The 16,848-nt window shown below is 39.2% G+C and carries 14 protein-coding genes, 1 pseudogene and 1 other annotated feature; of the genes and pseudogenes, 11 read left to right on the forward strand and 4 right to left on the reverse strand.

All coding sequences use genetic code 11. The annotated features are described in order from the left end of the window. Positions 1 to 14 precede the first annotated feature (14 nt). The gene (locus F4694_RS21535) at positions 15 to 1,130 is read right to left on the reverse strand and encodes an aminopeptidase (protein ID WP_179601746.1); all 1,116 of its coding nucleotides are present in this window, start codon (positions 1,128 to 1,130) and stop codon (positions 15 to 17) included. Positions 1,131 to 1,343: 213 nt separating this feature from the next. Between F4694_RS21535 and F4694_RS21540 the strand changes: the two genes are divergently transcribed. From F4694_RS21540 to ccpA, 5 genes are all read left to right on the forward strand, one after another. Beyond that, positions 1,344 to 1,805 carry a DUF948 domain-containing protein gene (locus F4694_RS21540; protein ID WP_179601748.1) on the forward strand — a complete coding sequence of 154 codons (462 nt, stop codon included), beginning with the start codon at positions 1,344 to 1,346 and terminating at the stop codon, positions 1,803 to 1,805. Positions 1,806 to 1,829: 24 nt separating this feature from the next. Next, positions 1,830 to 2,198: a YtxH domain-containing protein gene (locus F4694_RS21545; protein WP_179601750.1), complete on the forward strand. Its 369-nt coding sequence runs from the start codon at positions 1,830 to 1,832 to the stop codon at positions 2,196 to 2,198. An 88-nt stretch (positions 2,199 to 2,286) separates the two neighbouring features. Beyond that, on the forward strand, positions 2,287 to 2,619 hold the full coding sequence (gene ytxJ / locus F4694_RS21550; RefSeq protein ID WP_179601752.1) for a bacillithiol system redox-active protein YtxJ: 333 nt from the start codon (positions 2,287 to 2,289) through the stop codon (positions 2,617 to 2,619). A 228-nt stretch (positions 2,620 to 2,847) separates the two neighbouring features. Beyond that, positions 2,848 to 3,924, forward strand: coding sequence for a bifunctional 3-deoxy-7-phosphoheptulonate synthase/chorismate mutase (locus F4694_RS21555; RefSeq protein ID WP_179601754.1), 1,077 nt, complete (start codon positions 2,848 to 2,850; stop codon positions 3,922 to 3,924). A gap of 470 nt (positions 3,925 to 4,394) precedes the next feature. Next, complete coding sequence (gene ccpA / locus F4694_RS21560; protein WP_179601756.1) at positions 4,395 to 5,393, forward strand: catabolite control protein A; 999 nt, start codon at positions 4,395 to 4,397, stop codon at positions 5,391 to 5,393. Between the two features lie 41 nt (positions 5,394 to 5,434). On the opposite strand, the gene acsA is transcribed toward ccpA, so the two are convergent. Then, positions 5,435 to 7,153: an acetate--CoA ligase gene (gene acsA / locus F4694_RS21565; protein WP_179601758.1), complete on the reverse strand. Its 1,719-nt coding sequence runs from the start codon at positions 7,151 to 7,153 to the stop codon at positions 5,435 to 5,437. 201 nt (positions 7,154 to 7,354) lie between these two features. Here acsA and F4694_RS21570 point away from each other — a divergent pair, with 201 nt between their 5' ends. Genes F4694_RS21570 through F4694_RS21580 form a run of 3 tightly spaced genes read left to right on the forward strand, consistent with a single transcriptional unit; the run spans position 7,355 to position 9,837 of the window. Next, positions 7,355 to 7,987: a GNAT family N-acetyltransferase gene (locus F4694_RS21570; RefSeq protein WP_179601760.1), complete on the forward strand. Its 633-nt coding sequence runs from the start codon at positions 7,355 to 7,357 to the stop codon at positions 7,985 to 7,987. A 30-nt stretch (positions 7,988 to 8,017) separates the two neighbouring features. Continuing rightward, positions 8,018 to 8,665, forward strand: coding sequence for an acetoin utilization AcuB family protein (locus F4694_RS21575; protein ID WP_179601762.1), 648 nt, complete (start codon positions 8,018 to 8,020; stop codon positions 8,663 to 8,665). Beyond that, positions 8,662 to 9,837: an acetoin utilization protein AcuC gene (locus F4694_RS21580; protein WP_179601764.1), complete on the forward strand. Its 1,176-nt coding sequence runs from the start codon at positions 8,662 to 8,664 to the stop codon at positions 9,835 to 9,837. The genes F4694_RS21575 and F4694_RS21580 overlap by 4 nt, the downstream gene beginning before the upstream one ends. A 34-nt stretch (positions 9,838 to 9,871) precedes the next feature. On the opposite strand, the gene F4694_RS21585 is transcribed toward F4694_RS21580, so the two are convergent. Further along, positions 9,872 to 12,625 carry a transglycosylase domain-containing protein gene (locus tag F4694_RS21585; protein ID WP_179601766.1) on the reverse strand — a complete coding sequence of 918 codons (2,754 nt, stop codon included), beginning with the start codon at positions 12,623 to 12,625 and terminating at the stop codon, positions 9,872 to 9,874. Positions 12,626 to 12,770: 145 nt separating this feature from the next. Next, positions 12,771 to 12,985 (forward strand) — a binding site (T-box leader). A 167-nt stretch (positions 12,986 to 13,152) separates the two neighbouring features. Between F4694_RS21585 and tyrS the strand changes: the two genes are divergently transcribed. Both tyrS and F4694_RS21595 read left to right on the forward strand, forming a co-directional pair. Next, positions 13,153 to 14,409: a tyrosine--tRNA ligase gene (gene tyrS / locus F4694_RS21590; RefSeq protein ID WP_179601768.1), complete on the forward strand. Its 1,257-nt coding sequence runs from the start codon at positions 13,153 to 13,155 to the stop codon at positions 14,407 to 14,409. Positions 14,410 to 14,768: 359 nt separating this feature from the next. Beyond that, positions 14,769 to 14,957 carry a DUF6954 family protein gene (locus tag F4694_RS21595; RefSeq protein WP_179601770.1) on the forward strand — a complete coding sequence of 63 codons (189 nt, stop codon included), beginning with the start codon at positions 14,769 to 14,771 and terminating at the stop codon, positions 14,955 to 14,957. 138 nt (positions 14,958 to 15,095) lie between these two features. Here F4694_RS21595 and F4694_RS32405 read toward each other — a convergent pair. Further along, positions 15,096 to 15,221 (reverse strand): annotated as a pseudogene (locus F4694_RS32405) (site-specific integrase); the annotation flags it as partial. 202 nt (positions 15,222 to 15,423) lie between these two features. Here F4694_RS32405 and F4694_RS21600 point away from each other — a divergent pair. Next, complete coding sequence (locus F4694_RS21600; RefSeq protein WP_218895781.1) at positions 15,424 to 16,788, forward strand: MFS transporter; 1,365 nt, start codon at positions 15,424 to 15,426, stop codon at positions 16,786 to 16,788. The last annotated feature ends 60 nt before the right edge of the window (positions 16,789 to 16,848 follow it).

The raw sequence follows: 16,848 nt of genomic DNA on the forward strand, positions 1-16,848 counted from the left end.
GCGCTTCTGCTTTTCTACTTTAAATTCTCGGGGTTAAGACCTTCGAGTTCTGGTATAACGAAAAGACCATCTTTACGAATTAACACATCGTCAAAATAGATTTCTCCCCCGCCGTATTCCGGACGCTGGATGTTAACCATATCCCAGTGAATATCAGAATGATTTCCATTAAAGGCCTCATCATAGCATTGACCTGGTGTAAAGTGGAAGCTGCCTGCGATTTTTTCATCAAATAAAATATCCTGCATTGGGGTTAAGATGTATGGGTTAACGCCGATAGCAAATTCTCCTACATACCGTGCCCCTTCATCTGTATCAAATATTTTATTGATACGCTCAGTATCGTTAGCAACAGCCTCTACGATTTTACCATCTTTAAAAGTTAACTTTACATTTTCAAATGTAAACCCTTGATAAGGAGATGGGGTATTGTAGGTAATCACTCCATTTACTGAATCACGTACGGGTGCACTATATACCTCTCCATCAGGGATATTCGCGTGACCTGCACACTTTATAGCAGGGATATCTTTTATAGAGAAGGTAAGGTCTGTTCCAGGTCCTGTGAGACGAACTTTATCAGTCCGGTTCATCAATTCCACAAGGCTGTCCATGGCTTTATCCATTTTTCCATAATCCAGGTTACAAACATCGAAATAGAAGTCCTCAAATGCCTCTGTGCTCATTTTTGCAAGCTGTGCCATATTTGATGTTGGGTAGCGGAGGACAACCCACTTTGTTTTCGGAACGCGGAAATCGCGATGAACTTTTTTACCAATTGTACTGCCATGAATTTTAATCTTATCGTCTGGTACATCAGCCTGCTCGTTGATGTTATCACCCGAGCGCAGTCCTATGTATGCATCCATTTTGCTCATAACATTTGCTTCAAAATCAGCCATCATGTTGAATTGCTCTTCCTGGGCACCTAGTAATAACGCACGGTCTACTTGTTGGTCCTTTAAAAGTACAAATGGATATCCCCCAGCTAAATAAGCTTCCTTAACAAGTGCCGTAACAAGCTCGCGCTGCAGACCAAAGTTTTCAATTAATACCTTTTCACCTTTTTTCAATTCTACCGAGTAGTTGATCAGATTTTTTGCTAGTTTCTCAATACGTGGATCCTTCATGTTTAAACCTCCAACAAAAAAATGTAAATACATACTCTATTGTAACCGATTACGTCACAAAGTGAGAAATTATGAACTTAATACTAAAACGTATTGTAATCCTTAGCAGGAAAATGAGACAATCATCTTGAAGTAGTTTATGATACCTATTTACGTTTAACACTGCCTTAGATAGGTAATACATAAGGATATAAAAGCGGAGGTAAAAAACAAATGGAAATTATTTTATATTTAAGTGTCGCTTTAATTGCGATTGCATTCTTGGTGCTAGTAATCTACTTAGCAAAAACGCTTAACTCTCTCCAAGAGACTCTTTCAAGTGTTTCCACGACCTTAACTGGATTAGAAAAACAATTGGATGGAGTCACAAAAGAAACCACTGAACTCTTACACAAAACGAATGCTCTAGCGGATGATATTCAGGAGAAATCACAGAATTTAAATAGTGTTGTCTCTGCTGTAAAAAGTGTTGGGACGACAGTAAATAAATTCAATGGCACCTTAAAAACACTAACAGAATCTTTTGATATACAAGTTGAAGAAAATAAAGAAAAAATCTCCCAAATTGTGCAATGGGGTAATGTTTTTCTTGAACTAAAAGATAAATGGATGGCTAAGAAGCAGGAAAAAAGTGCAAACCATGTTGAGGAAATTAAGAGGGTTAGGTCACATTAAATTTTTATAAGGGAGGAATCCAGAATGAGTAGTAAGGATTATGAATTGCGAGGAGCAAACCAAAATAAAAGTCAAGATTCATCCAGCAGTTTTTTGTTAGGAGCACTGATTGGCGGACTAGTGGGGGCCGCTGCAGCTATTTTTTTAGCCCCAAAATCAGGCAGAGAGCTTCGTAGTAAACTTAACAGCCAAGCGGAAACATTAAAGGAAAAAACGGTCCACCTTATGAATAAAACAAAGACACCAGTGGATACCGAGGAAGACAATTATATTTCAATTGGCGGAATGCCAAAAGCAGCTAGTGAAAGTTCTGTGGATGAACTTTCGATAAGAAAGAAATTAGAAGAAGCAAAAAAAGCTTTTGAAGAGGAAGAATATAAAGTAACACATTAAGAGAATTTCGAAGGAAAATTCAATTATTTGTATCAAAAACGGTGAAGTGATAGAATGACTTCACCGTTTATTATTTGGAGGAAAGAATATGTTGAAAAAAATTGATACTTTAGACCAATTTGAAGATCTAATAAAGCAAGAGGACAAGTTTTTTCTTTTAAAACATAGCTTAACTTGTCCTATTAGTCATGCCGCTTATCAGGAGTATGAAAAATACGCAGGCGGGGATGAAAGTTTACCTACCTATTATTTAGCTGTTCAAGAAGCACGCCCATTATCAAATCAAGTTGCGGAGAAGTTTGAAATTAAACACGAATCCCCTCAGGCACTCTTGATTAAAAATGGAGAAGCTGTCTGGAATGCTTCTCATTGGAAGATTACGACCAAATCTTTAACAACTGCAACAAATGAAAATTTATAGTACTTTTCTTAAATTCCCAGCATATGATGACTTATTATTAGATGATTTGCTTTAGTGCTTAAAAGCGTTTAATCGTTAAAGAAAAATGCGTGACAAATAAGTTCTTATCAGATATAATAAAGCCTAATTATTGAATAATAAAAAAATTAATTTTTATGGGAGCTAGCTGACAGTATTTAGTCTTTCTGCAATCATTCTGTCAAGCTATTGAAAGGACGGGGACAATAAATGAGCAATAGTAATTTGGAACAATTAAGGACACGTGTCGATGATTTAAACTTAGAATTATTGAAACTAATTAATGAAAGAGCTCAACTTGTCCAAGAGATTGGGAAGGCTAAAGAAAGTCAAGGAGTTTACAAATACGATCCGGTTCGTGAAAGAAAAATGCTTGATCTGATTAAAGAACATAATGATGGACCATTTGATAATGCAACGATTGACCATTTATTTAAGGAAATCTTTAAGGCTGGCTTAGATTTGCAAAAAGATGATCATCAAAAAGCACTTCTTGTTTCTAGAAAGAAGAAACCGGAAAATACGATTGTCAACTTAAAAGGTGAAACGATCGGAGACGGAAAACAGCATTTTGTTTTTGGTCCATGTGCGGTTGAATCCTACGAACAAGTAGCGACTGTGGCCAAAGCAATGAAAGAAAAAGGGTTAAAGCTGCTGCGCGGCGGTGCCTATAAGCCTAGAACATCTCCATATGATTTCCAAGGCCTTGGGGTTGAAGGGTTGAAAATCTTAAAACGAGTGGCAGATGAGTATGATATGGCTGTCATTAGTGAGATTGTAAATCCAGCTGATATTGAGATGGCTATTGATTATATCGATGTGATCCAAATCGGTGCACGGAATATGCAAAACTTTGAATTGTTAAAAGCTGCAGGTGCAGTGAATAAGCCAGTTCTTTTAAAACGTGGTATTGCTGCAACGATTGAAGAATTTATTAATGCTGCGGAATATATTATGGCACAAGGAAATGGGCAAATTATTCTTTGTGAACGTGGTATTAGAACATACGAACGTGCTACCAGAAATACACTTGATATTTCTGCAGTACCGATTCTTAAGCAAGAAACACACCTACCAGTAATGGTCGATGTGACTCACTCAACTGGACGCAGAGATTTACTTCTTCCTTGTGCAAAAGCAGCACTTGCAATCGGGGCTGATGGCGTTATGGCTGAGGTTCATCCAGACCCTGCGGTAGCACTTTCAGACGCTCAGCAGCAAATGAACCTTGACCAGTTTAATACTTTTTATAATGAACTGCTTGCTTCTAATTTCGTTAGAATTTAATTTAGTCAATGAGACCCTCTGCAGTCCTTGCGGAAGGTCTTTTTTTAATTATGCTGTGTACAGGAGACTTTTGATTTTAGAACTTGTTGATTGGAGCGGAAGGCGCTTGATCCTCAAAAATGCTATCACATTTTCTTCGTGCGGTGAGTATTCGAGGAAGTAAATTCAATGTCCTGCGGGATGCACGAGCTGAGTGAGACCCCGCAGGTCGGAACGACTGAGGAGGCTCACGGGCGAGCCCGCGGAAAGCATAGCGCTTGGAGTGGAAATCAACAGCCCATTTTAACACAGCCTTTGATAAAATAATGAAAATATCGTGAAAATGAGAACAAATATCATTGCGACTTATTGGTTCTTATCGTATGATTATACATATTAAAAGTTTGTATATTATCTCACAATGACTAAATTAGTGAAAATGCTGTAAAATAAGAGAAAATACTTATCGTGTTTAAGGAGAGTGTTAAAACGTGAATATTACAATTTATGATGTTGCACGGGAAGCAAATGTTTCAATGGCAACCGTTTCACGTGTCGTCAATGGAAATCCAAATGTAAAGCCTGTTACTCGAAAAAAGGTACTAGAAGTCATCGATAGACTGGGTTACCGTCCTAATGCAGTTGCAAGAGGATTGGCTAGCAAGAAAACAACAACCGTTGGTGTCGTAATTCCAGATATCTCGAATATCTTTTTCGCAGAACTAGCACGTGGTATCGAGGATATCGCAACTATGTATAAGTACAATATTATCTTGAGCAATTCCGATCAAAACAAAGAGAAAGAATTACACTTATTAAATACCATGCTTGGTAAACAAGTGGATGGTATTGTCTTTATGAGTGGAAATATTACCCAAGAGCATGTCGAAGAATTTGGGAAATCACCAGTACCAATTGTCTTAGCCGGATCGATTGAAGAATCAGAACAGATTCCTTCCGTAAACATCGATTATGAACAAGCTGTTTATGATTCAGTGAAAGAATTTGTTGAAAAAGGTCATAAGCATATTGCATTTGTAGTTGGGCCATTACAGGAGCCTAGAAATATTCACAAAAAACTAAAAGGATATCAGCGCGCACTTGCAGATGCAGGTATAGATTTTAATGAGTCACTTATTGTCGAGGGCGATTACACCTATGACTCTGGCTTAGAAGCGTTCGATAAATTATTAGAAGCTCCTAATAGACCGACTGCAATACTAGTTGGCTCTGATGAGATGGCACTTGGTGTCGTCCATGGCGCCGAGGATAAAGGATATAAACTTCCTGAAGACTTTGAGGTTATTACATCAGATAATACAAGGCTTTCTTTAATGGTTCGTCCGCAGCTAACCACAATCGTTCAGCCTTTATACGATATTGGAGCTGTGGCTATGCGTTTACTTACCAAATTAATGAACAAAGAAGAGGTAGAGGAACAAACCGTTGTTCTTCCACACCGCATCGAGCACCGACAGTCGACTAAATAAGAAAAAAGGAAGCGCCATTGTTTATGTGCGCTTCCTTCTTTTTAGTCTTCCATCGTAGAGAGGTCACCTGTTGGCAGGTTAAGTTCCCATGCTTTTAAAACACGTCTCATGATCTTACCGCTTCTTGTTTTTGGAAGCTTATCTCGGAAATCAATTTCTCTTGGAGCTGCGTGTGCTGCAAGACCTTGTTTCACAAACAATCTGATTTCTTCTTTTAATTCATCTGATGCTGTATAGCCATCTCTAAGTGCGATAAAGGCTTTAATAATCTCGCCGCGCACAGGGTCTGGTTTACCGATTACCCCAGCTTCTGCAATTGCAGGGTGTTCGACAAGTTTACTTTCTACCTCAAATGGACCAACACGTTCACCAGAGGTCATGATCACATCATCTACTCGTCCCTGGAACCAGAAGTATCCGTCCTCATCCATATAGGCAGAATCACCAGAGAAATACCAGCCGCTTGGCATAAAATAGGAATCAAATTTTTCAGGGTTATTCCAAATGGTATACATCATGGAAGGCCAGCCTTTTTTAATGGCGAGATTTCCCATGCGGTAAGGTGGAAGTTCATTGCCTTGGTCATCCACAATCGCCGCAACAACACCCGGAATCGGTTTACCCATTGAGCCTGGTTTAATTTCCATACAAGGGTAATTACTAATAAGCTGTGCCCCTGTTTCCGTCATCCACCAGTTATCATGAATTCTTTTGTTAAAGACTTTCACGCCCCATTTTACTACCTCAGGGTTTAAAGGTTCCCCAACACTCAAGACATGGCGAAGGCTGCTTAAATTGTATTTCTTAACTATTTCATCTCCAGCCCCCATTAACATACGGAAAGCCGTAGGAGCACTATACCAAACGGTCACTCCAAAGTCCTCAATCATTTTATACCATGTGTCAGGGCTGAAACGACCGCCGACAATGACGTTGGAAGTTCCTGTTAGCCATGGTCCAAAAATACCGTAAGATGTCCCTGTAACCCATCCTGGGTCGGCTGTACACCAATACACATCATCTTCTTTTAAATCTAATACCCATTTAGCTGTTTGAAAATGCTGGATCATCGCATTATGTACATGCAGGACTCCCTTTGGTTTACCTGTAGAACCCGAAGTATAGTGAAGAATGAGCCCATCCGTACGGTCAACCCATTCAATTCGGAGCTGGTTGCTTGCAGCCTCGAATTTTTCTAAAAAGTTAATGTACCGCCCACTTTCTTCGATGTTTTGACCAACAAGAAAAATGTGCTTTAATGCTGGAAGCTCATCTACCGGTACACGATCCAATAATTCAGGAGTAGTTACCAAGACTTTGGCCTCACTATCTTGCAAACGATCGCGAACAGCACCCTCCATAAAAGCTTCAAATAATGGACCGACAATCGCTCCAAGCTTGATTGCACCCAGTACAGTAAAATATAGTTCAGGTGAACGTGGCATAAAAATGAATACACGGTCGCCTTTTTCAACGTCTCCGTAAGTTTTTAGCACATTACCAGCTTTGTTTGAAAGCTCTTTCATTTCTTTGAACGTAAACTTTTCATTCCTAGTGTTATCGCGGTAATAAAGGGCTACTTTATTTTTTCGAAATGTTTCTGCATGGCGGTCGATCGCTTCATACGCCAAATTCACAAGTCCAGTTTCATGCCAGGAGAATTCTCTTTCAGTCTCCTCCCAACTGAAGGTCTTATACTTTTCATCATAGTTTGATAAGTTATGCTCTCCCTGCATAACCGGCAGCTTTTCCACTTTCATTCCATTTCCCCCTTATGCTAGTATGAGATTATTATAGTACAAATAGAAACTATTCTCAATTTTTAAAATAATTTAATTGATTTCGAGAAATTGTCACATGCGTTTTCTAATTAAACAGAAAATTATGGATAGGGGCAAAAAATTGATAGAAATTATGTATAATAGAGATGATACGCGAATGATTTTTCAGGTGGTGTAGGGATGGAACACAAAAAAACGTATAATGCCAAAGAACTCAAAACTCCCCATGGAAGCTTAATTATTGAAGGTCCAATTTCCTCAGATAAACTTGCTGGATATGAATTTCACGAACATCTTACCGCTTTTCGTCCTCCTGAACAGCAGCATCAAGCGCTCGTTGGGATTGCACAACTGGAAGAGGGACGAATTATTATCGCAAGGCATCACCATACCATTGTTGGCTATGTAACATACCTTTTTCCAGATCCTCTTGAAAGATGGTCTGAAGACAAAATGGATAATTTAATTGAATTAGGTGCTATTGAGGTTATTCCTAAATTTAGGGGCTGTGCGGTCGGAAAAAATCTCCTCACCGTTTCCATGATGGATGATGCTATGGAGGATTATTTAATTATTACGACAGAATATTATTGGCATTGGGATTTAAAGGGAACAGGTTTAAATGTTTGGGAGTATCGCAAGATTATGGAGAAAATGATGAATGCAGGCGGTCTTGTGTGGTATGCAACGGATGATCCTGAGATTTGTTCACACCCTGCTAACTGTTTGATGGCGAGAATTGGAACAAGGGTGGATGTAGAGACAATCCAAAGGTTTGATCGACTTCGTTTTATGAATCGATTTATGTATTGATCCAAAATTTCAATTGAGGAGGCCATTCGGATGATAGTAGAAGAAATAATGAAAACGGAGGTTGTTACCGTTACTCCCGCCGTTTCAATTGCTGACACAATGAGATTAATGGAGTCAAAAAAAATCCGGCATATACCCGTTATCGATTCCAATCAACAGCTTGTTGGCATTGTAACCTTATCTGATATACGAGATGCAGCTCCATCTATTTTTCGCGCAAACGACCATTTAGAAGATCTTGAAAAACCCATTGACTCAATCATGAAAAAAGATGTTATCACTGGCCATCCTCTTGATTTTGTAGAGGAAATAGCAGCTCTGTTTTATGAGCATAAAATTGGCTGTCTCCCGATTACAAACAATCAAAAGCTTGTTGGGATTGTTACCGAAACGGATTTACTCCGAACGCTCGTAGAGTTGACCGGTGCCCATCAACCCGGGTCCCAAATTGAAATAAGGGTACCGAATCTTGCAGGGAAGCTTAGTGATATTACTAGTATAATAAAAAATCGGAAAGCTAATATATTGAGTGTACTTGTTTATCCTGATAAAAAAGATGATCAATTTAAAATTCTCGTGATAAGATTGCAAACTATGAATCCTACTGGACTGATCGAGGATCTAAAACAATCTGGCTATGACGTTCTTTGGCCAAATCTTCCAGGTGTTTCCCTATGACCGATTCCTGTTCATTTGTATTTTCAGAAGAATTGTTAAACTATAAATTCAGTAATAACCATCCTTTTAATCAGTTTCGACTGAAACTTACTGTCGATTTGTTACATAGATTAAATGCCTTAGACAATAGGCAGGTGGTTCCTCCAAGAATTGCGACAGACGAAGAACTTAGTCTCGTTCATGATCCAAGCTATATTGATGCTGTAAAAATGGCAGGGGAGGGAAAACTTCCACTACAAGTGGCTGAAAACTATGGGTTAGGAACGGAAGATACACCAATCTTTCCTAATATGCATGAAGCTAGCGCTCTGCTAGTTGGGGGGGCATTAACGGCAGTCGATCAAGTCATGACAGGACAGGCAGTCCATGCCCTTCACTTAGGGGGAGGATTGCACCATGGTTTTCGCGGAAAAGCTTCAGGTTTCTGCATTTATAATGATAGTTCAGTTGCTATTAAATATCTGCAAAAAAAATATAATGCAAGGGTTCTTTATGTGGATACGGACGCCCATCATGGTGATGGAGTTCAGTGGTCCTTTTACGATGATCCCAATGTCTGCACACTTTCCATACATGAAACCGGAAGATACCTATTTCCGGGTACCGGTAATGTGAACGAAAGAGGGCAAGGTAAGGGGTATGGTTATTCTTTTAATATTCCAGTAGATGCATTCACTGAGGATGAATCATGGCTTCATGTCTATACTCAATCAATAAAGGAAGTGGCAGCTTTTTTTAAACCGGATGTTATTCTGACCCAAAATGGTGCAGACTCTCATTATTATGATCCTTTAACTCATTTATCCGCATCAATGAAAATCTATCGTGAAATCCCAAAGCTGGCTCATGAGATTGCCCATCAATATTGCGGTGGTAAATGGATTGCAGTTGGCGGTGGGGGTTATGATATTTGGCGTGTGGTTCCTAGAGCTTGGGCACTTATTTGGATGGAAATGACTGAAAACTCAAACTGTTATGGAAGTTTACCCCGGGATTGGATCGATTATTGGCAAGATAAGGCACCAGTCAGCCTTCCAAAGAATTGGGACGATCCAGATGATATGTATAAGCCAATTCCGAGAAAATCCGAGATAACTGAAAAAAACTTACTCACGCTCGAAAAGGCGTTGTATCCAATTAGAAATAATCAAAAAAGTGAATCTAAACAATAAAGGAGCTTGGATTTCCAAGCTCCTTTATTGTTATTTATTGAGGTGCAGGTACAGGTGCAAGAGTAACGCCAACATCCACTTTGTTAGATGGTCCGGATTCATTTCCTGCAATATCTACCGCTGTTACATAATATGAACCGTTAGATGCTGTAAAGGAAAGACTAGAACCACTGGTGATACTACCAACCTTTGATCCGTTATGATAGACTCGGTAGCCAACAATATCATTATCTGCTGGTGGTGACCAAATGAGATTATTACCAGATAGTGAAAGGGTCACCCCGTCTGGCCGTTTTCCGTTATCGACGATTTTATCAGTAGGAACTAGGAGTTTACTCCAACGATCCATTTTCGGTATTAGCTGACTGTAATTATTAAAATTATTTCCAACCATTTGTTTAATGAAGTCAGGATTTAAGATAACTCCTTGCTTAGAAAACTCTGCTGGTGTTGAATCTAAAGCTAGATACTTTTTATCACCAATTTGCACATAATTTCCTGCAATCAAGCTGTCATCCTGCTTAGTCGGTACATTCTCCGCATTAAAATAATCACTTACAACTAAACCAGCCTGAGAACAGGCAGCTGAAGGTAATAAGCCTGAAACTGCGCAAAACGAGCGCTTCACGATTCCAGTTGGTACTGGAAATGATTCAGCAGGACTAATTAACTCGGGTTTAATATCATAAGCGGCATTCATCAATTCAGCCCATAGATTATTCGTTCTTTGTGAGTAAGACATTCCGCCATTATTTAATGATTTTGGCGTGTCATAGCCCGTCCAAATTCCAAATGTTACACTTGGATTGGTGGCTACAAACCAAGCGTCATGGAAATCATGACCCGTACCTGTTTTACCTGCCCAATCAGCTCTGAACTTTAATTTACTATTTATACCCTGAGCCGTACCACTTTTGATGACATCTCGCATCATATCGAGGGTTAAAAATGCCGTTTGTGGTTTAAATACATCGACAGGCTTCACTTCATGTTGATAAATAGTTTTACCGTTTTTATCGACAATCTTTTCAATCATGTATGCATCAATAAATTTACCCTCATTCGCGAAGGTACCAAAGGCGTTGGTGTTTTCTTCGACTGTTACGCCATTTTTCAATGAACCTATAGAGGTTGAGAGATTGGTATAATCGTCACCTTTTAGAGATGTAAAGCCCATTTTTTCAAGATATTTTGCAGGCTGCTGGTCTAATATATCTTTATATAGCTTAACAGCAGGAACGTTATAAGATTTTTTTAGTGCATATCTTGCTGAGGTGATACCACTGTACCTCTTGTCATAGTTGTTCGGCCAAGGTCTTGAAATGGAAGGTTCGAGCCTTAAAGCTACATCCGGTAATGGTGTCCCTGGTGAGGCTTTCCCCAATTCAATTGCTGGTGCATAAACGAGAAGAGGCTTCATTGTAGAACCATTTTGTCGAACAGCGCTAGTAGCATGATTAAGTTCCTGCTTATTGTGGTCTCGTCCACCGACAAAACTGATGATTTTCCCTGTTTTATTCTCGATAAGCATAGCACCGACTTCAACCGGTTCCATGACAGTAATCATTTCCCCAGTTTCGGGATCCTGTTTCTGTTCTGGCTTATCAGGTCCGTAGTTTGGGTAGTTATTCTTTACAACCTGGAAGGCATCATATATATCTTTGTTGATCGTTGTATGAATTTCGTATCCATTTTGTCTTAAATTTTGCTTGGCTAATGTTTTGTATTTATAAAAAAGATTCTCATCTTCTTTTAAATCATTTTCCTCATAGCCGTCGTTTTTCGCCAATGCATTGGTTAGGACTTCGATAGCCCGCTTTTCAATTTCAAATGATAAGTAGGGATATTTTTCTAGCGGGTTGTCCCCTGCAGGAATAAAATCCTTGGTAATATCATAGGATGAGGCTTCTGCATACTGTGTTTCAGTGATGTGACCGCCATCATACATTCTTTTTAAAACCGTTTTCATTCGAGTAAGCCCCGGTTCTAGATTGTTTTTCACTGTACCCTCTCTTGTAAAAGGTGTGTAGCCAAAGGGACTTTGTGGCAAGCCTGCAATAAAGGCTGCTTGAGGGAGGGTCAATTCACTTGCATTTTTCCCAAAGATTCCTTTTGCTGCGGCTTGGACACCGCCGATATTTTTACCAGATGAATTTCTTCCAAATGTTGAAACGTTTAAGTAAGCCTCTAGAATTTCCTTTTTGCTAAAAAACTTCTCTAGACGCAGAGCAAGCAAGATTTCATTTGCTTTTCTTTCAAATGAGACTTCATTTGTTAAAATTTGGTTTTTAATTAATTGCTGTGTCAATGTACTTCCGCCTGATTGAGTGGCAGAGTTTGTTACCTCTTGGAAAAGTGCCCGAAAAACTGCTTTTGGGACAACACCTTTGTGTTGATAAAAATACTCATCCTCTGTTGCAATTACTGCTTTTACCAGGTAATCCGAAACTTGATCAATTTTTACTTCTTCACGTTCAAGTTCTGTACGGAGCTTGCCAAGATAGACGTTGTCAGAAAAGTATAAGTCCGATGTTTCCGTATAATTATAAATATCTTTTTTCATGCTGTCGTAAGAACGGACAGGTTCGTCCTTAACAAGCGAGGCGAAATATCCCGCGCCCACACCACCTGCAAATGCTCCCCCAAGGATAACAACTGTTAGTACAAGCAGTAAAAGGTTCCAAAAGACCTGGTACGTTATTCGTGCACTTTTTACAGTTTTTTTATGGGTAAACAAGTTGGTCATCGACTTGATTTTCTCTATCCACGCTTGAAATTTATCATTCATAGAATCACCTCTTTTAAAATCACATATATTATAGCATAATGATGATTGCAAAAATGACAAACTTCTACATTTTTCTGATATTACCAATTCTTGTTTGACAGTGGGAATAATTTATGGTAAAAATTCTATAAGTTATCAATTTAATAATTAAGCTACGAAGGGAATCTACTGTAGGTCTTCTATCCCTGTTTTTTAGAGAGTCAGCGGCTGGTGAAAGCTGATACAAATAGAAGAGTGAATTACGTCCTGGAGCTTTCTCTGTGAAATAGAAGTAGCAGAGAACGGACTAAACCGTTAATTTTTCGAGTTGGAGTGTTTTTTGCTCAAGCCGGGTGGTACCGCGCGTTATGCGTCCCTGCATTTTTGCAGGGGCGCTTTTTGTGTTAATTAAGCTCTTTTCTAAGAAAAGAGCTTGCAAACTTAATTTCAGGCACCAAAGGAGTTTGTTCCGCGTTAAAATCGGCTTTTGGATTTTAACAACAATAATTAGGAAACAGCCTTATTATTAGAATTTGGAGGAAAATACAATGGATTTATTACAAGATTTAGCATGGCGTGGGCTCATCTACCAGCAAACAGATGAAGAGAGCCTTAAGGATTTGATTAGTAAGGAGAGTATCTCTCTATACTGTGGTGCAGACCCAACAGCAGACAGCTTGCATATCGGTCACTTAGTACCGTTTTTAACGCTGAGAAGATTTCAGCAGCATGGTCACCGTCCCATTGTCCTAGTTGGCGGTGCAACAGGGCTTATTGGGGATCCAAGTGGAAAAAGTGAAGAGCGAAACCTGCAAACACTTGAAGCAGTCCAAAAAAATGTCGAGGGGATTCAGAAGCAGTTAGCAGCTATTTTTGACTTTGATGGTCAAAATGGAGCCGTAATGGTGAATAACTATGACTGGGCAGGATCGATGGATATTGTTACATTTTTACGTGACATCGGTAAACACATTGGCGTCAATTACATGCTAGCAAAGGACACAATTGCTTCACGCCTTGAATCGGGGATCTCATTTACTGAGTTCACGTATACGATTCTTCAAGCAATGGATTTCAATCACCTTTACGAGAACTTCAATTGTAAATTACAAGTGGGGGGAAGTGACCAATGGGGTAATATCACTTCCGGATTAGAACTAATTCGTAAAATGCAGCCAGAAGGTGCTAAGGCATTTGGATTGACGATCCCTCTTGTTACAAAAGCGGATGGAACAAAATTCGGCAAAACTGAAGGTGGAGCTGTTTGGCTTGATGCTAAGAAAACAACACCTTATGAATTCTACCAATTCTGGATTAACGCAGCGGATGCAGATGTTGTTAAATACTTAAAGTACTTTACGTTCTTGTCTCACGAAGAAATCGAAGGACTTGAAAAGTCTGTTCAGGAAGAACCTCATTTACGCCTTGCACAAAAGGCATTAGCTGAGGAAATGACTCGTCTGATACATGGGGAAGACTCACTGCAGCAGGCAATAAAAATTACGGAAGCGTTATTTAGCGGGGATGTTCGCAGCCTGTCTGCTTCTGAAATCCAGCAAGGATTTAAGGATGTTCCTTCCTTTAATGCCTCTGAAACAGATGGCAACTTGGTTGATTTATTAGTGGCTGCCAAAATCTCTCCTTCGAAGCGCCAGGCTAGAGAAGATATCACAAATGGTGCAGTTACAGTGAACGGCGAACGAATCACAGATACTGCTTATGTATTACAAGATTCGGATCGAATCGAAGGACAGTTTACGATAATTAGAAGAGGGAAGAAGAAATATACATTAATTCAATATTAATCACTAATTGTACCAGCCGCATGAAAACTTTATGAGGCTGGTTTTATTGTATACTAGAGAGTTAGTTTAAGTTGTATATTGTGGTGGGAAAAGTGAAGGAAACCATTCATGAGAACCATTTTCCAGGATAATCGGATTTTTGGGCTTCATGAACGCTTCATGAGACCTGTTTCCCTGGGGTGAACTGTTTTTTGGGCTTCATGAAAGCTTCATGAGGCCGTTTTTCTGGAATGATCTGTTTTTTTGGCTTCATGAACCCTTCAAGAGTAAATGTTCGGTCATAATCAATCAAAGATTGTAACAATAACCGAAAGGACAACGTCTTATTGGGTAGAGAGTTCATTTCGGGGGTGATTTTCATGAAATTTCTAGTTCATACTTTTTTTATCATTCTCATTTTACTTGTTACTTTCTTCGGGCTAGGTCCAGTTCTATATGCTGATGGCGTAATCCAAGAGCGAATTTGGACAGCAGCAATGGTCATCTTACTATACGCAATACTTGTGTTCTTATATTCAAGAACAATTAAGTGGATAAAAAAGAAATAAAAAAACCGTGCCATTGCTGGCACGGTTTTTGAAAAATTAACGTGGTAAATCCTCAACGGTAACAAAAACCCTAGTATTAATGGGGTTTAGAAGTGGTATTTTCATAACCTTCCCCAAAACTTCCCCCAATTTAGAAATTTAGTCCCTCTCAAATGCAACCACTGATTCTTCTTCCAATGCTTTAAAGTTATGGCCATATAAATCCAAAATCATCTGTGGCGTGTTTCCTAATCGCTCAGCAATCACTTTAACTGGGATTCTTTGCGGTCTTAAAGAAAAACTAAAAATATTTTTGATTGTTGCCTATAGCGAAACTAGCTGATTGTTCGTGGGCCATAACCACTTTATTATAACTTTAGAAAATATATTTCAGAAAGGGAGGAGAATTAGCATAACCGTAAGAAAATTTCTATTCATTTTTGTATGCGTTTACGGATTATTATAATTAAGTTTGGAGCTGATAATTATGCGTACAGTAAACCCTTCTGAGGTTGTTGCTGCAAGTAAATTTAACCGCTTTCATCTTCTTGTTTATCTTTGGTGCTTTTATGCCATTATGTTTGATGGGTTTGATATTACAATGTTTGGAGTCAGTTTGCCTTGGCTGATGGAGGAATGGAATTTATCACCGGTTCAGGCAGGGGCGGTAGGAAGTTATTCGCTGGTGGGCATGATGGTGGGTGCGTTTATTTTTGGACCTTTGGCTGATAAAATCGGCAAGAAAAAGGTTTTAGGTATTTGTATGATTCTATTCAGTGTCTTCACTCTTGGGGCAGGGCTGGCACCTAATACAACATTCTTTACGGTCATGCGTTTTATTGCTTCTCTTGGAATGGGCGGTTTAATGCCAATGGTTATTTCCACGATGACAGAGTATTCACCCAAGAAAAACAGACCATTAATCGTGGCTACAATGTATTGTGGATACTCTCTTGGAGGAATCCTGGCAAACCTTATCGGAATGTATCTGGTCCCATCTACTGATTGGAGAGTCATCTACTGGATTGGGGTGATTCCATTTTTTACCTTACCATTCTTTTTTAAGTATTTTCCTGAATCCCTTTCATTTAATGTTATCAAGAAAAAAACAGACGAGCTTGCATCCGTCCTAAATCGGGTTGACCCTGGTGGTAATTATAAAAATTCGGATTCCTATCAATTTTCAAATGGTCAAGAGGCTTACAAAGGATCAACGGTTAAAAAGATATTTGAAAATAATCGTACCGTAAGCACTATTGCGATTTGGTTTGCCGTCTTCAGCTGCCTGCTGATGGTTTATGGTCTAAATACTTGGCTGCCTAAGATCATGCAGCAGTCAGGTTATGGTATGACTTCAAGCTTATCTTTTAATCTTGTGTTATGCTGCGGTCAAGTGCTTGGTTCCTTATTTGGCGGATATTTAGCCGAGAAAATTGGACATAAGCGCATTCTCATCAGTCTTTATATATTAGGTGCAGTGTGCTTTGTATCCTTAAGTCTCACTTCTAACCTATTTCTTCTATATATCTTGATTATGATTGGCGGGGCATGTACAGTCGGTAATATGAATCTGGCGAACCCATACATTGCGGAGTATTATCCCCCAGAAGCCCGCGCAACGGGTATGGGCTGGGCCCTTGGATTTGGCCGGATTGGTGCCATTTTAGCACCAACATTGATTGCCTATATTCTCGCCATTGGGATTGCACCGCAAAACGCGTTTATTGCCTTTGCCATCCCAAGTATTGTCGGAGCTATCTCTCTATTAATTGTTAATGAAAAGTATGGCAGCTTTGATAAATTAACTGAAGAAAAGGCTGCGATGAAGATGAAAGCACCAGTTAATGCTTAATTAGAAAGGTCCTTTGTAATAAATAAAAAAACGCCTTCCGGTTTGCTTTATTCCGGAAGG

The organism is Neobacillus driksii (genome assembly GCF_013409995.1).
Lineage (GTDB): Bacteria > Bacillota > Bacilli > Bacillales > Cytobacillaceae > Neobacillus > Neobacillus driksii.

Bases quoted from the DNA above. Each gene is read 5' to 3' on its own strand.
- F4694_RS21535 (WP_179601746.1), bottom strand. From the start codon at position 1,130: ATGAAGGATCCACGTATTGAGAAACTAGCAAAAAATCTGATCAACTAC.
- F4694_RS21540 (WP_179601748.1), top strand. From the start codon at position 1,344: ATGGAAATTATTTTATATTTAAGTGTCGCTTTAATTGCGATTGCATTC.
- F4694_RS21545 (WP_179601750.1), top strand. From the start codon at position 1,830: ATGAGTAGTAAGGATTATGAATTGCGAGGAGCAAACCAAAATAAAAGT.
- ytxJ (WP_179601752.1), top strand. From the start codon at position 2,287: ATGTTGAAAAAAATTGATACTTTAGACCAATTTGAAGATCTAATAAAG.
- F4694_RS21555 (WP_179601754.1), top strand. From the start codon at position 2,848: ATGAGCAATAGTAATTTGGAACAATTAAGGACACGTGTCGATGATTTA.
- acsA (WP_179601758.1), bottom strand. From the start codon at position 7,153: ATGAAAGTGGAAAAGCTGCCGGTTATGCAGGGAGAGCATAACTTATCA.
- F4694_RS21570 (WP_179601760.1), top strand. From the start codon at position 7,355: ATGGAACACAAAAAAACGTATAATGCCAAAGAACTCAAAACTCCCCAT.
- F4694_RS21575 (WP_179601762.1), top strand. From the start codon at position 8,018: ATGATAGTAGAAGAAATAATGAAAACGGAGGTTGTTACCGTTACTCCC.
- F4694_RS21580 (WP_179601764.1), top strand. From the start codon at position 8,662: ATGACCGATTCCTGTTCATTTGTATTTTCAGAAGAATTGTTAAACTAT.
- F4694_RS21585 (WP_179601766.1), bottom strand. From the start codon at position 12,625: ATGAATGATAAATTTCAAGCGTGGATAGAGAAAATCAAGTCGATGACC.
- tyrS (WP_179601768.1), top strand. From the start codon at position 13,153: ATGGATTTATTACAAGATTTAGCATGGCGTGGGCTCATCTACCAGCAA.
- F4694_RS21595 (WP_179601770.1), top strand. From the start codon at position 14,769: ATGAAATTTCTAGTTCATACTTTTTTTATCATTCTCATTTTACTTGTT.
- F4694_RS21600 (WP_218895781.1), top strand. From the start codon at position 15,424: ATGCGTACAGTAAACCCTTCTGAGGTTGTTGCTGCAAGTAAATTTAAC.